This window comes from Agrobacterium genomosp. 13 str. CFBP 6927 (assembly GCA_900012615.1).
Classification (GTDB): domain Bacteria; phylum Pseudomonadota; class Alphaproteobacteria; order Rhizobiales; family Rhizobiaceae; genus Agrobacterium.
This window is the reverse complement of record LT009756.1, coordinates 236,894-251,700: the sequence shown is the minus strand read 5'-3', so window position 1 is coordinate 251,700 and position 14,807 is coordinate 236,894. Positions and strand designations below refer to the sequence as shown.

14 protein-coding genes are annotated in these 14,807 nt (G+C 59.1%); 4 read left to right on the top strand and 10 right to left on the bottom strand.

The window, feature by feature from the left end:
• The first annotated feature begins 85 nt into the window (after positions 1-85).
• Positions 86-1,000 (top strand): sterol desaturase family protein, encoded by a 915-nt coding sequence (locus AGR13A_RS01270; RefSeq protein WP_035219265.1) that lies wholly within the window; start codon positions 86-88, stop codon positions 998-1,000.
• 9 nt (positions 1,001-1,009) lie between these two features.
• Here the strand turns inward: AGR13A_RS01270 and AGR13A_RS01265 are convergent, their stop codons facing one another.
• The 3 genes from AGR13A_RS01265 to AGR13A_RS01255 all read right to left on the bottom strand — a co-directional run bounded on the left by AGR13A_RS01265 (position 1,010) and on the right by AGR13A_RS01255 (position 4,339).
• Positions 1,010-1,384 carry an MmcQ/YjbR family DNA-binding protein gene (locus tag AGR13A_RS01265; RefSeq protein ID WP_035219269.1) on the bottom strand — a complete coding sequence of 125 codons (375 nt, stop codon included), beginning with the start codon at positions 1,382-1,384 and terminating at the stop codon, positions 1,010-1,012.
• Positions 1,381-2,586, bottom strand: a complete 1,206-nt coding sequence (gene coaBC, locus AGR13A_RS01260) for a bifunctional phosphopantothenoylcysteine decarboxylase/phosphopantothenate--cysteine ligase CoaBC (RefSeq protein ID WP_080833247.1) — start codon at positions 2,584-2,586, stop codon at positions 1,381-1,383. The genes AGR13A_RS01265 and coaBC overlap by 4 nt, the downstream gene beginning before the upstream one ends.
• A gap of 169 nt (positions 2,587-2,755) precedes the next feature.
• Positions 2,756-4,339: a peptide chain release factor 3 gene (locus tag AGR13A_RS01255; protein WP_003493465.1), complete on the bottom strand. Its 1,584-nt coding sequence runs from the start codon at positions 4,337-4,339 to the stop codon at positions 2,756-2,758.
• Positions 4,340-4,429: 90 nt separating this feature from the next.
• Between AGR13A_RS01255 and dut the strand changes: the two genes are divergently transcribed.
• The 3 genes from dut to cysK all read left to right on the top strand — a co-directional run bounded on the left by dut (position 4,430) and on the right by cysK (position 6,720).
• Positions 4,430-4,900 carry a dUTP diphosphatase gene (dut, locus tag AGR13A_RS01250; RefSeq protein ID WP_080833245.1) on the top strand — a complete coding sequence of 157 codons (471 nt, stop codon included), beginning with the start codon at positions 4,430-4,432 and terminating at the stop codon, positions 4,898-4,900.
• A gap of 78 nt (positions 4,901-4,978) precedes the next feature.
• Positions 4,979-5,596, top strand: coding sequence for a LysE family translocator (locus AGR13A_RS01245; RefSeq protein WP_035219278.1), 618 nt, complete (start codon positions 4,979-4,981; stop codon positions 5,594-5,596).
• 155 nt (positions 5,597-5,751) lie between these two features.
• Entirely contained in the window at positions 5,752-6,720 is a 969-nt protein-coding gene (cysK, locus tag AGR13A_RS01240; protein ID WP_080833243.1) for a cysteine synthase A, read from the top strand.
• A 216-nt stretch (positions 6,721-6,936) separates the two neighbouring features.
• On the opposite strand, the gene AGR13A_RS01235 is transcribed toward cysK, so the two are convergent.
• From AGR13A_RS01235 to AGR13A_RS01205, 7 genes are all read right to left on the bottom strand, one after another.
• Entirely contained in the window at positions 6,937-8,469 is a 1,533-nt protein-coding gene (locus AGR13A_RS01235) for a YifB family Mg chelatase-like AAA ATPase (RefSeq protein WP_080833240.1), read from the bottom strand.
• Between the two features lie 182 nt (positions 8,470-8,651).
• Positions 8,652-9,611, bottom strand: a complete 960-nt coding sequence (gshB, locus tag AGR13A_RS01230) for a glutathione synthase (protein WP_080836412.1) — start codon at positions 9,609-9,611, stop codon at positions 8,652-8,654.
• A gap of 242 nt (positions 9,612-9,853) precedes the next feature.
• A complete protein-coding gene (locus tag AGR13A_RS01225) occupies positions 9,854-10,366 on the bottom strand; it encodes a cupin domain-containing protein (RefSeq protein WP_035219285.1) in 513 nt (170 codons plus the stop codon).
• 110 nt (positions 10,367-10,476) lie between these two features.
• Complete coding sequence (locus AGR13A_RS01220; protein WP_035219288.1) at positions 10,477-11,577, bottom strand: sn-glycerol-3-phosphate import ATP-binding protein UgpC; 1,101 nt, start codon at positions 11,575-11,577, stop codon at positions 10,477-10,479.
• A 10-nt stretch (positions 11,578-11,587) separates the two neighbouring features.
• Positions 11,588-12,430, bottom strand: a complete 843-nt coding sequence (gene ugpE / locus AGR13A_RS01215; protein ID WP_035219289.1) for a sn-glycerol-3-phosphate ABC transporter permease UgpE — start codon at positions 12,428-12,430, stop codon at positions 11,588-11,590.
• Between the two features lie 11 nt (positions 12,431-12,441).
• Positions 12,442-13,416 carry an ABC transporter permease subunit gene (locus AGR13A_RS01210; RefSeq protein WP_175414386.1) on the bottom strand — a complete coding sequence of 325 codons (975 nt, stop codon included), beginning with the start codon at positions 13,414-13,416 and terminating at the stop codon, positions 12,442-12,444.
• A gap of 83 nt (positions 13,417-13,499) precedes the next feature.
• A complete protein-coding gene (locus tag AGR13A_RS01205; protein ID WP_035219290.1) occupies positions 13,500-14,798 on the bottom strand; it encodes an extracellular solute-binding protein in 1,299 nt (432 codons plus the stop codon).
• Positions 14,799-14,807 lie beyond the last annotated feature (9 nt).

The following is a 14,807-nucleotide window of genomic DNA, read 5'->3' as shown; positions in this document are numbered from 1 at the left end:
GCTTCAGCGACGGGCAACCGCGATCCTGCGAGGAGTTGCGCCGCTGGTTGGATGTTAGATGATTGCCGGACGGGAATTGAGATTCATGGCAAAAACTCAGGCAATAAAACAGGTCCTTACCTACGCTTCGTGGCCGATGGTGTTTTTCTCCGGCCTTGCCGGCTCCTATGTCGCCTTCACGAGCAGCCACCCGATAACGGGGTTCCTCGCCGTCTATGCCTGTGCGGTGATGGCCCTGTTTCTTCTTGAACGCTATATTCCCTATGAGGTCGAATGGCTTGAGGGTGACGGTGAGACCGCAACCAGCATTGGCCACACACTTTTGACCAAGGGTCTTGTCCAGCTTGCCGCCGTTGCGGGGGCAATCTTTCCAATGGTTACCGCCAATGTGCTGCAACCGCTTGCAGCCATGCGGTTCGACATGTGGCCGTCCGATCTGCCGATGGTGGTTCAGGTCGCACTTGCGGTCACCATCGCCGAATTCGGTCTCTACTGGGCCCACCGCATCGCGCATGAAACCGTGTTCTTCTGGCGTTTCCATGCCCTGCACCACAGCGTTGTGCGGCTGTGGGTGGTCAATACGGGCCGCTTTCATGTGGCGGACTCGCTTTTCAAGATCGCGCTCAGCCAGATACCGCTCTATTTCATGGGCGCACCTTTGCAGGTTTTCTGGTGGCTTGGGGCCGTTACCGCCTTCATCGGCATTCTGACCCATTGCAATGTCGACATGAAAACCGGCCTGCTCGACTACGTGTTCAGCACGCCGCGGCTGCACCGGTGGCACCATTCAAAGCAGCTTCCGGAAGGAAACACCAATTACGGCGAGAATCTCGTCATCTTCGATGTGATCTTCGGCTCCTATCACAATCCGGATCGGCCCTCTTCCACCGATATCGGCATCAAGGGTGAGATCGCGAAGGGATTTGTGCCGCAGCTTTTGCAACCCTTCACCAAGGAAGGCGTCCGCCAGATCATCGGCAAAGACAAGAAGGTCAACTGAAACGAAAAACTATATCGTGGGCGTGGTGTCGGTCACTATGCCCAGTTCGCCCCGCAGCTTCTTCGTCAGGCCGGCTGCGACAAGTTCGTAGGAGCGGCGCACATAATGCTCCAGCTCTTCGTGCTCCAGCGGCGAATGGTCGGCAATCGACACCCATTTGCGTTTGGCGAAATAGGGCGCCTGACCGATACCTTCCAGTGAGGTGAGGATTTCGAAGCTTTCCTCCGAACATTTCACCACAAGCCGCCAATCCACTCGCTCTCCCAGCACCGCAAAGACCTTGTCTCCGACCTTGGCGACATGGGAATCCCATTGATCGACAAAACGCACGCCCGGCCATTCGCCGAGCACCCGGTCGAAGGTCTTTTGATCGAACAGGCTCATGCCAGTTTCTCCGCGATAAGGGCCGCCAGGCGTTTTGCGACGTCTGCCTTGTCCAGATCCGGCCAAGCCTCGACACCGTCGGCCGAAATGATCTTCACGCTGTTGCGGTCCCCTCCCATGATGCCGGTTTCGGCGGACACATCATTGGCGACGATATAATCCGCACCCTTACGTTCCAGCTTGGCCCGGCCGTTCGTTTCGACATCCTGCGTTTCGGCGGCGAAACCCACCACCAGTTTCGGGCGCTTTTCATGGTGGCCAACGGTTTTGAGAATATCGGGGTTTTCCGTCAGTTGCAGCGCCGGTGGGGCATCGCCCGGCTGCTTCTTGATCTTCTGTTCCGACGCGCCTGCCACCCGCCAGTCGGCGACGGCCGCGACCATGACGGCAATATCCGCCGGCAGTCTGGAGATCACCGCATCGCGCATCTCCTCGGCGCGCTCAACGTGGATTGTTGCCACCCCCGCCGGATCGGCAATGGTGACCGGACCGGAGACCAGCGTGACCTGGGCTCCCAGTTCAGCCAGCGCCGCTGCGATGGCATGACCCTGCTTGCCGGAGGAGCGGTTGGCGATATAACGCACCGGATCGATCGGTTCATGGGTGGGGCCGGAGGTGACGATGGCCGTCCTGCCCTTCAGAGGCTTCGGCCCGGCGTCGAGCAGCGCCGCCACGGCCTCAACAATCTGCAAAGGCTCCGCCATGCGGCCAAGACCCGCCTCGCCCTTTTCCGCCATCTCGCCCGCCATGGGGCCGATGAAAAACACGCCGTCTTTTTTCAGCGTCTCGATATTGCGCGCTGTCGGCCTGGCTGACCACATTTTCGGGTTCATTGCAGGTGCGACCAGCACCTTGCGATCAGTCGCCAGAAGGATCGTGGAGGCAAGATCGTCAGCCAGCCCATGCGCCATCTTTGCCATCAGATCGGCAGTGGCGGGCGCGACCAGCACGAGGTCACAGTCGCGCGCAAGCCGGATATGCCCGACATCCTGCTCGTCCTGCCTGGAAAAAAGCTCGGTGAAAACGTGGGTGGCGGACAGTGCGCCGACCGCAAGCGGCGTGACGAATTCCTGTGCGCCCTTCGTCATCACAGGCGTCACCTTCGCGCCGCGCTCTTTCAGGCGGCGGATGAGATCAAGGCTCTTATAGGCCGCGATGCCGCCGGAGATGATGAGAAGAATATGTTTGCCTGAAAGCGTCATGATACCGGACCAGTTTCCCGTTTAACGGGGAAACTAGAGCATTTCCGGTGAATAATCACCTTCAATGCTCTATCTCTTTGTTTTTCCGCATTTCCGGACGGAAAACCGCTGCGCACTTTTCCTGAAAATGCTTCAGGCCCTTGGCATACAAAGTGCAATCCGGCTGATATCACGCCGCCTTGGCGACGTGATATTCCTTGATCGCGACCATCTTGATCGCCGGAAAACGCTCGGACTCATAGCGGAGCGAGAAAGCGTCCTGCGCCAGAAACACCGGATCGCCATCCAGATCGCGGGCGATATCGCCGCGCTTGACGTTGAGGAACTTGTCCATTTCCGCCGGCTGATCGGAAGAAATCCAGCGGCAGACGGAAAAGCGCGACATTTCGAAGGAGACCGGCAGGCCATATTCGCCCATCAGACGCTCCTTCAACACGTCGAGCTGCAGCGCGCCGACAACGCCGACGATAGCGGGTGAACCGTCTTCCGGGGAAAAGAGCTGAACCACGCCCTCTTCCGCCATCTGCTGCAGGGCTTCCTTCAGCTTCTTGGCCTTCATGGCGTCTTCCAGACGCACACGACGCAGGATTTCCGGCGAGAAGTTCGGTACGCCCTGGAAGACGAGGTTTTCACCCTCGGTCAGCGTATCGCCGATGCGGAGCGTGCCATGGTTCGGGATGCCGACCACGTCGCCCGCAAAGGCCGTATCGGCCAGCTGGCGCTGCGAGGCGAAGAAGAATTGCGGCGCAGTGAGGCCCATCTGTTTGCCGGTGCGAGCAAGCCGCGCCTTCATGCCACGCTCCAGCTTGCCGGAGCAGATGCGGGCGAAAGCGATACGGTCACGATGGTTCGGGTCCATATTGGCCTGAATCTTGAAGACAAAGGCCGTCATTTTCTCTTCAGCCGCATGGACGGTGCGGGTATCGGCCACCTGATCGCGCGGCGGCGGCGCGAAGTCACCAAGCGCATTGATGAGATCACGCACACCGAAATTGCGCAGCGCCGAGCCGAAGAAAACCGGCGTCATGTGACCTTCGAGAAATGCCTGACGATCGAAAGGACGGCAGGCTTCCAGCGCCAGTTCGGTTTCCTCAACAAAAAGGTGGCGTTCATTTTCCGGCAGGCGGTCGGCAACAGCCTGGGGGCCGTTCACCGGCAGCCCGTCCACCTGGGTATCGTTGCCGCGGAAGGTGTTTTCAGCGAGATTATAGGCGCCGCAGAAAGTCTTCGCCCGTCCGACCGGCCAGGTGATCGGCGCGGTATCGAGCGCGAGCTTCTCTTCCACCTCATCCAGAATCTCGAAGGGATCGCGGCTTTCGCGGTCCATCTTGTTGATGAAGGTGATGATCGGAATATCGCGCATGCGGCAGACTTCGAAGAGCTTCAGCGTGCGCGGTTCGATACCCTTGGCGGCATCGATGACCATGATCGCCGCATCCACCGCCGTCAGGGTGCGGTAGGTATCATCGGCGAAATCCTCGTGGCCGGGCGTATCGAGAATGTTGAAAACGCGGTCGTTATATTCGAAGGTCATGACCGAGGTGACGACCGAAATGCCGCGCTCACGCTCGATCTTCATCCAGTCCGAACGGGTCTGGATGCGATCCTTTTTCGCCTTCACCTCACCGGCAAGCTGGATCGCTCCGCCGAACAGCAGCAGTTTTTCCGTAAGCGTGGTCTTACCCGCGTCCGGGTGCGCAATAATAGCAAAGGTGCGGCGGCGGGAGACCGCCTCGGCAAGTGTTTCGGCCATCTGACAAATCCTGTGGAATTGCGGGGTATCTAGCGTTTCAGGCCCGCTTTTGCAATTGACCTTGCCGCGATCTCGGCAAACTAATGCCCCATGACCGTTCAAAACGACAATAGACCCCTCCTCCGGCTCGTCCGTCTCGCCAATGGCGCAGACCTCGAATTGCCTTCCTATGAAACCCGTGGCGCGGCCGGCATGGACCTGCGCGCGGCGGTGCCTCTGGGTGAACCGCTGACCCTCAAACCCGGCGAACGGACGCTCGTGCCGACAGGTTTCGTTTTCGAAATTCCGCAAGGTTATGAGGCGCAAATCCGCCCCCGCTCCGGCCTCGCCATCAAGAACGGCATTACCTGCCTCAATTCCCCCGGCACGGTGGACAGCGATTATCGCGGCGAAGTGAAGGTCATTCTCGCCAATCTGGGGCAGGATGATTTCGTCATCGAGCGCGGCATGCGCATCGCCCAGATGGTGATCGCTCCCGTAACGCAGGTTGTCGTCAGTGAAGTAACCGAGACATCCGAGACAGCGCGCGGCGCCGGCGGTTTCGGTTCGACAGGAATCTGACCAGCGGGCCTCTATGATCCGATTGTTTTTACCCGGCGATTTCGCTATGGATTTAGCGGATTTCCGGGAAAGACGACTATGACGCTGACGACCCTGCTTGCCTATGCCACCGCCCTCTTCATCGCCGCCGCCATTCCTGGTCCCGGCATGACGGCAATCGTGGCGCGGGCGCTGGGATCGGGCTTCCGGGAAACCTTCTTCATGGGCCTCGGGCTGGTGCTGGGCGACATGATCTACCTGACCGGCGTGATATTGGGCCTCGCCTTTGTGGCGCAGACCTTTCAGGAGGCCTTCATGGTCCTGAAATTCGCGGGCGCGGCCTATCTCCTCTACATCGCCTGGAAGCTCTGGACCGCCGGCCTTTTGCCGCAGGACCTGAAGGCTAAAAAGAGCACCAGCATGCCCATGTCCTTCCTGTCCGGCCTGCTGATCACGCTTGGCAATCCCAAAACCATGCTGTTTTACGTGGCGCTGGTGCCGACGCTGATCGATATCCGCATGATCGGGCCGTCGGAATATGCGACACTTCTCGCCATCACCTTCGTCGTGCTGATGGCGGTTCTGCTGCCTTACATCCTGCTCGCAGCCAAGGCACGTAACCTGCTTAAACGGCCGAGCGCCTTGACGATCCTCAACCGCACCGCGGCCGGTATTCTGGCCGGAACGGCGACCATGATCGCGATCCGCAGCACCTAAAATAAATTCGTGCATTTGGCTGTTTTATCGTGAAATTTTTCCATTAAACCAGCCATATAAGGATGAACGTTCGCTAGATTGACGCGACGATTGCTCCTATTCTGCCGCTCAAATCTTGCGGTCACTATTCTGTGGCCTTCATACAGGAGAGCATCATGCCCGAAGCCAGAAAGCCCGGACGCGGACGCGTCTATTCCTCCATCACGGAAACAATCGGCGATACGCCGATCGTGCGGCTGGACAAGCTGGCGAAGGAGAAGGGCGTGAAGGCCAATCTTCTCGCCAAGCTTGAATTTTTCAATCCCATCGCTTCCGTGAAGGACCGCATCGGCGTCGCCATGATCGAGGCCCTGGAAGCGCAGGGCAAGATCACCCCCGGCAAAACGACGCTGGTGGAGCCGACATCAGGCAATACCGGCATCGCGCTCGCCTTTGCCGCCGCTGCCAAGGGCTACAGGCTGATCCTGACCATGCCGGAGACCATGTCGGTCGAACGCCGGAAAATGCTGGCCCTGCTTGGCGCCGAGCTGGTCCTGACCGAAGGCCCCAAGGGCATGAAAGGCGCGATCGCCAAGGCGCAGGAACTGGCAGAAACACTGCCCGACGCCATCATTCCGCAGCAGTTCGAAAACCCCGCCAATCCGGATGTTCACCGCAGGACGACAGCCGAAGAAATCTGGAACGATACTGACGGCACGGTCGACATTCTAGTCTCGGGCATCGGCACAGGCGGCACGATTACCGGCACGGGCCAGGTGCTGAAATCCCGCAAGCCGGAGGTAAAGGTCATTGCGGTCGAGCCCGCCGATAGCCCTGTGCTTTCCGGCGGCAATCCCGGCCCCCACAAGATTCAGGGCATCGGCGCAGGCTTTGCGCCCGCTATCCTCGACACCGGAATCTATGACGAGATCGTCACCGTTACCAATGACGAGGCTTTCGAAACGGCCCGTCTGGTGGCGAAACTGGAAGGCGTGCCTGTCGGCATCTCTTCCGGTGCCGCGCTGGCGGCGGCGATCAAGGTAGGCGCGCGCGAGGAAAATGCTGGCAAGAACATCGTCGTCATCATTCCTTCCTTCGCGGAACGTTACCTTTCGACGGCGCTTTTCGAGGGGCTTGGGCTTTAAGCCACGCCTTCAGGCGCGGCGTGATCGCGTGCCAGATTCGCGAATATTCCAATGTGCCGCTGGCCCCGCTGGCGGCACATTGATTTTCAGGCGGTGCACGACGGGCGGCCTTTTAGTGCACATCCTGTTTAGACGGAGTCGCCGACCCTACTCTAGCTCTTTGTTTTCACGCATTTTCCGGACTTAGAACCGCTTCGCACTTTCCCCGGAAATGCTCTAGGCCGCCGCCGTCAGCCTTTCGCCCGCGATACGATAGGATACGGCCTCGGCGACATGGATGCGGCCGACCGTCTGTTTGCCATCCAGATCGGCCAGGGTACGGGCAACCTTGAGAATGCGATGATAACCGCGCGCGGAAAATTTCAGCCTCTCGGCCGCGTCGCGCAGCAATTGCAGCCCGGACGCATCCGGCTCGGCATATTTTTCTATCAGGGTCGTCGTGCAGCGGGCATTCGTGCGAATGGCGGGAAATCCTGCCGCCGCATAGCGTTCCTGCTGCGCAAAGCGCGCCCGGGCGACACGGGCGGCCACCATGGCACTCGGCTCGGCCGCCACGGGGCGAATGAGATCGGCGGCGGAGACAGCGGGAACGTCGATACGGATATCGATGCGATCCAGCAGCGGGCCGGAAATGCGGGCCTGATAATCCGTCACACAACGCGGGCCGCGGGCGCAGGTGAAACCCGGCTCTCCCGCCATACCGCAGCGGCAGGGATTCATTGCCGCGACGAGCTGGATTTCCGCCGGATAGCTGACGCGGTGATTGGCCCGCGCAATGATGCATTCGCCCGTCTCCAGCGGCTGGCGAAGCGCATCCAGCACCTGTGGTGAAAATTCCGGGAACTCATCGAGAAAAAGAACGCCGTGATGGGCAAGCGAGGCCTCGCCCGGTTTGGCACGTAATCCTCCGCCAATCAGCGCTGCCATGGTGGCGGAATGGTGCGGCGTGCGAAACGGTCTGCGGTCCGAAAGCTTGCCGCCGGACAATTGGCCGGCGATGGAATGAACCATGGAAACTTCCAGCAACTCCGCCGCCTCGAGCGGTGGCAGGATGGAAGGCAGGCGCGCCGCGAGCATGGATTTGCCCGACCCGGGCGGACCGACCATGAGCAGATTATGGCCGCCGGCCGCCGCTACTTCCAGCGCCCGTCTCGCGCTCTCCTGCCCCTTGATATCGGCAAGATCAGGCAGATTGACGGGATTGGCGCGGATAGCGGGCGTCGGGCGCGACAGGAGCTGGGTGCCGCGAAAATGATTGGCGAGCGCAATGAGGCTGCGCGGGGCGAGAATATCGATACCGGCTCCGGCCCAGGCTGCCTCCGGTCCGCTTTCGGCCGGGCAGATCAGTCCCTTGCCAAGTGCATTGGCGCCAATGGCAGCAGGCAGAGCGCCCGAAACCATACCGATGGTGCCATCGAGATTGAGTTCGCCGAGAACCACATATTTTGCCAGCGCTTCCGCCGGTATGGCCCCTAAAGCGGCCATGAGACCCAAAGCGATGGGAAGATCGAAATGCGACCCCTCCTTCGGCAAATCGGCAGGGGCCAGATTGACTGTGACTTTTTTTGCCGGCAGCGCCAGACCCGAGGCATGCAGGGCGGCCTGCACCCGCTCCCGGCTTTCGGCCACTGCCTTGTCCGGCAGGCCAACGATCTGGATTCCGACCCTTCCAGGTGCGACCATGACCTGCACCTCGACCGGCACACCCTCTATGCCCTGAAATGCAACCGTATTGACCCGTGCCACCATGGCCTGCCCCCGCAAACCGGCCACGACATCAGAGCTTCATGCTCCATGGCGCGCCACCCATAAGCAACGTGCCATGCAGCAAAGAATAAAACAAGAACATCGAAGGAACAATTTCACGCGATCGGTGTATTTTAGTTGCACCGAGTTGTACGCATGGAACAAAGGGAGGCCGGTGGCGCGCCTCAGAAATCCTGCGCTTCGCGCTTTTTCTCGATCGCGTCCCACAACAGGCTTGCAACATCGGCACCGCCGAATTTTTGCACTTCGCGAATGCCGGTCGGCGAGGTGACGTTGATTTCCGTCATATAATCGCCAATCACATCGATGCCGACAAACAGGAAACCACGCTCGCGCAGGGCAGGACCGATGCGGCGGCAGATTTCCTTTTCGCGCGCTGTCAGTTCCGTCGGTTCCGGGCGGCCGCCGGCATGCATGTTGGAGCGGGCATCATTTTCCGCCGGCACGCGGTTGATTGCGCCAACCGGCTCGCCATCCACCAGCAGGATACGCTTGTCGCCCTTGCGAACATCGGGAAGATATTGCTGGGCGATGTAAGGCTCGCGGAACATCTGGCCGAACATTTCCAGCAGCGAGGAGAAATTGCGGTCATCGCGTGCCGAATGGAAGACGCCGGCACCACCATTGCCGTAAAGGGGCTTGAGGATGATATCGCCCATTTCATTGCGGAATCTGGCGATCTCGGCGACGTCCTTGGTGATCAGCGTTTTCGGCATCAGATCGGCGAATTCGGTGACGAAAATCTTTTCCGGCGAGTTGCGGACCCAAGCGGGATCGTTGACCACCAGCGTTTTCGGATGAATGCGTTCCAGCAGGTGGGTCGAGGTGATGTAGGCCATGTCGAATGGCGGATCCTGACGCAGATGGATGACATCCATGGTCGAGAGATCGACACGCTCCGGCGCGGAAAGCGAGAAATGGTCCCCCTTGATGTCGCGCAGCTCCATCTGTTCGACGGTGGCGTAAATCTTGCCGTCGCGCATGGAGAGACGGTCAGGCGTGTAGTGGAACAGCCGGTATCCGCGTGCCTGCGCCTCAAGGCTCATGGCGAAGGTGGAGTCACCGGCGATGTTGATGCCGGAGACATGATCCATCTGGATCGCGACGTTTTTGATCTTCGCCATGCGCATGTTCCTCTTGCAGCATGCGGACGCTTTGCCGGTCCACCGTGCCCATTGCCTCGTCTTTTCCCGATTCCCGGCAGGACCGGAAGTGACCCGGAAATGCTTCAGAAAACCCTGAAGATGTAGGGCAGCGACCATTCAAACGCAACTGCTGCGAGGGGTGCTTTTTGTGAGTTTTATTGAACCTTCACAATTCGGCCGACGGAGCCCGGCAGGCTCGTCGGCCGGAAGGTTTTATCGTTTCAGGCCGCGAGCTTGTAGGAGCGACCGGCAAACAGCTTGTTCTTGACCCGGTAAGCCAGAGCCAATGCCGTGGGAAATGGGCGGCGCATGAAAGCGACCTTGCGGACATATTCATCCACCCGCCAGGTGGCCCAGGTCCCCGCACGGAAATATGCGACATCGCCAACCCGCAGGATGCTGACCGAGCCGTCTTCGGCGGTCACATGCACCTCGCCTTCGAGAATATAGACGGTCTCGTCCCAGCCGAAGAACCAGCGGAATTCACCCGCCGTGCAATCCCACATGGCGGTACTGGAGGCGCGGTCGCCGCTTCTGGAGTGATCCGCCGCGCGCGCCTGGGGATTACCGGAAATAATCCAGTCAGGGTTGATGGGGGCCGGCTGAAGCCGCAAATCCGTGCACGATGCGCTGACGACACTTTCGTCTTTTGCCCGGCGCAAAGAGGCCGGCAATATCGGCACCGAGCGGATCGCCATGGTTGCCGCTGTCGCGAACATCATTTTGAAAGACATGCCAGAAAACCCCCGTGAGATATTGGAGGTCTTCTATCACCGGGATCGTAACAAACCGGTTTTGACAATCGGCGCAATTTTAGCCATCGCGCCGATTTCTCCCGATATAGTCAGGCCGTTGCCAGTTCAGACGGCTGCACCACAGCTTGCTCCGCCTTGCCGGAAATCCGCTTGCCGGTTTCGCTGGAGAAGAAGTGCAGCTTGTCCGGGGATATGGCAACCGACAGGGTAGCCGGAACCTCAACCTCGGGCGAAAACGCCACTGTGAGGTTCTGATCGCCGATCATACCGTGGATGAGACGCTGGGAGCCGAGCTCCTCGATATAATCGACGCGCAGCACGAAACCCTGCTCGCCTTCCGCCGCCAGACGGAAATCTTCCGCCCGCATACCGACCGTGACCGGACCGGAGGTCGGCGCGAAACCGCCAAGCGAGACCAGCGACGGCCCGATGGCAAGGCCATCCCCGTGCAACTCGCCGTTCAGGAGGTTCATGGCGGGAGAGCCGATGAAGCTCGCGACGAAGGTGGAAGCCGGGGTGTGATAAACCTCGAGCGGCGCGCCGATCTGCTCGATGCGGCCACCATTCAGCACCACCAGACGATCGGCCAGGGTCATGGCTTCCAGCTGGTCATGGGTGACATAGATGGAGGTTGTGCCAAGGCGCTTCTGCAGGCGCTTGATCTCGCCGCGCATCGAAACACGCAGCTTGGCGTCAAGGTTGGACAAAGGCTCATCGAACAGGAAGGCCGCCGGTTTGCGCACAATGGCGCGACCCATGGCGACTCGCTGCCGCTGACCGCCGGAAAGAGCACGCGGCTTGCGGTCAAGATAAGGTTCGAGCTGCAGCATGCGGGCGGCCTCAGCAACACGCGCATCAATCTCCGCCTTCGGCGTCTTGCGGTTCTTCAAGCCGTATTCCAGGTTCTGCCGCACCGACATATGCGGGTAAAGCGCATAGTTCTGAAACACCATGGCGATATCCCGGTCGGCCGGATCGACCTGGTTGACCAAGCGGTCACCGATCTTGACCGTGCCTTCGGAGATATCCTCAAGGCCGGCCACCATGCGCAGAAGCGTGGACTTGCCGCAGCCGGAGGGGCCGACCAGAACGATGAACTCACCGTCCCTGATGTCGATATCGACGTGATGTACGGCGCGTACGCCGCCATGATAATCCTTGCAGACCTGACTGATTTCTATCGCGGCCATTTCGGTCTCCTTATTTATCGCTCTCGGTGAGGCCCTTGATGAACCAGCGCTGGAAGATCACGACGATCAGCACAGGCGGCAGCATGGCCAGGACGGCAAGCGCGAAAGCTTCGTTATAATCGGGAATTTGCGAACCGACCCAGACCTGCAGGATCGACTTGATGCCGCGCATCAGGGTGAAGAAACTCTCATCCGTCGTCATCAGCATGGGCCAGAGATACTGGTTCCAGCCATAAACGAACATGATGATGAAGATCGCCGCCATCATGGTACGGGAAAGCGGAATGATGACATCGATGAAGAACTTGACCGGACCGGCACCATCGATGCGGGCGGCTTCCAGCAGTTCCTCCGGAATGGATTTGAAGAATTGCCGGAAATAAAAGGTGCCTGTCGCAGACGCCAGAAGCGGCACGATCAACCCGGTATAGGAGTTCAGGAGCCCGAGTTTGCTCATCACCTCGTAGGACGGCATGATGCGCACCTCGAGCGGCAGAAGCAGCGTGGTGAAAATGATCCAGAAGGCAAGCGTTGCAAAACGGAAGCGGAAATAGACGATCGCATAGGCCGCCGTCATCGACAGGATAATCTTGCCGACGGCAAAACCGATGCCGAGGATGAGCGAGTTGATCACCATGTTGATGCCGGTGATCTGCCCGGTGAAGCCACCCTTCTGCGTCAGGACCTTTTCATAGGTCTCGATGAAATTATCACCGGGAACCAGCGTCAGGCCGCTGCGGTGAATTTCCGCCGCTGTATGGGTGGAAGTCATGAAGGCCACGACGACCGGCAAGATCAGGAACAGCGCGCCGATGATCAGCACCAGGTGATCGAGGGGTTTTGTCTTGTACATCGTCTTTTCCCTCAATTGTAGTGGATGCGCTTCTCGATGAAGCGGAACTGGATGATGGTGAGGACGAAAACGACCAGCATCAGGATGACGGACTGGGCCGAGGAGCCGCCGATGTCATTGCCGCGGAAACCGTCGAGAAACACCTTGTAGACCAGGGTGATCGGGTTGTTGGCCGCCTTGTCCTTCACCATCACGTCGATGACACCGAACGTATCGAACAGGGAATAGGTGATGTTGATGATGAGCAGGAAGAAGGCGGTGGGTGCCAGCAACGGCATGATGACCGTCCAGAACCGGCGAAAACCCGAGCGGCAGTCGATGGCGGCAGCCTCACGCACGGCGACGGAGACACCCTGCAAGCCGGACAGGAAAAAGATGAAATTGTAAGGAATCTGCTTCCAGACAGCGACGACCACCATGGCGAAAGCCGTATCGAAATAATTGAGCCCGACCTTCATGTCCCAACCGAGCATCGCGGCCATCTTGACGAAAGGCCCGATATGCTGGTCGAAGAACATCATGCCGATGAGGCCCGCGACCGGCGGCGCAATGGCATAGACGGAAATAAGCACCGTCTTGTAGGTCGAACTGCCGCGAATGACGGCATCGGCCTTGACGGCTAGCAGCAGGCCAAGCGCCAGCGAGAAGAAGGTCACCAGCACGGTGAAGATGACCGTGAACTTGGCGATGCTGAGATATTCCGGATTGAATATCGCGTCCGAATAATTGGCAAACCCGACAAAAGAGGCGCCGAAGCCGAAGGGGTCTTCAATATAGAACGATGAATGCACGGCCTGAACGGAAGGCCAGTAAAAGAAGATGAAAATCACCGCCAGTTGCGGCGCCAGAAACAGATAGGGCACGAAGGACGAGGAGAACTGTACGCGCTTCATGCCGGCTTCGGCGGCGCTGACGGGTTTTCCAGCCTTTGCGGACCGGCCGGACAAAAACCGGGCCAGACGCGGTTGAGACGATGTATAGGCCACGCTTGCGCCTCCTTATCCAGAAGCGAGCCTCCCTTCCGTTGGAAAGGAGGCTCGACAACGATCATTGGTTTCGAAAAGATCGATCAGCCGGCCGTCTTGGCGAAACGGGCCAGAAGGTCATTGCCTTCCTTCTCGATGATGTCGAAGGCGTCCTTCGGCGTGACTTCGCCGGAGAAGATGCGGTTGTATTCACGTTCCATGATGGCGCGGATCTGCGGGTAGAAACCGAGACGGTAACCCTTGGACCATTCGCCGCCCGGCAGCGACAGCTGCTGGATACCAACTTCGGCAATCGGCTTTTCCTTGTAGAAACCTTCAGCCTTGGCCTTTTCGTAAGCAGCCTTGGTGATGGCGACGTAACCGGTAGCCTTGTGGTAGAAGACCTGGATTTCCGGCGAGGTCAGGAACTGGAAGAAGTCAGCCACGCACTTGTTTTCGGCTTCGGACTTGCCCGACATTGCAAAGAGGGCTGCACCGCCGATGAAGGAGTTGGTGCCGGCACCCTTGATGGAGCCCCAGTAGGGAAGGAAGGTTGCCGAGAACGGCATGGTCGCCGTCTTCTGCAGGCCGCCGAACGAACCCGAAGAACCGATCCAGAAAGCAACCTTGCCTTCTTCGAAGGGCTTCTGGTTGTCGTTCCAGCCAGCGCCGTAATAAGCGAACAGGCCCTTGTCCTTCCAGTCCTTCAGCTTGTCGAACATCATGACGAGGTTCGGGTCGGTGACCTTGAGCTTGGTGTCGGCAACGCTGTCGTAACCGTTATTGTTGGTTGCGAACTGGATATTGTTGCGGGAGAAGAAGTTCTCCGTGAACTGCCAGGTCAGCTGCGACTGGACGAGCGGGATGTAACCGGCTTCCTTCAGCTTCGGAGCGACCTTTTCAAAGTCTTCCCAGGTCTTCGGAGCTTCGACGCCGGCCTTTTTCAGGGCTTCGTCGTTGACATACATGATCGGCGCGGAAGAGTTGAACGGCATGCCGACGAACTTGCCGTCAGCAGCAGCGTAGAAATAACGCACGCCGTTGATGAAGGCGTCACGGTCGAACTTGTAGCCGGCCTTGTTGATGAGGTCTTCCGCGGGAATGACAGCGCCCTTGGCGTTGATGATGGTGGCAGCGCCAGCATCGAAAACCTGGAGAATGTTCGGCTGTTCGCCCGAACGGAAGGCGGCGATGCCGCTTGCCAGTGCTTCTTCGTAGGAGCCCTTGGAAACCGGCGTCAGCGCGCATTCCTTCTGGGCTTCGTTGAACTTCTGGGCGACTTCGTTGATGACTTCGCCGTTGCGGCCGCCCATGCCGTGCCACCAGGTGATGTTGGTCGCCGCCATGGAAGATGTAGCCGAAATGCTGACGGCCACCGCGGCCATGGAAATCTTCTTCAACATAATTTTGTC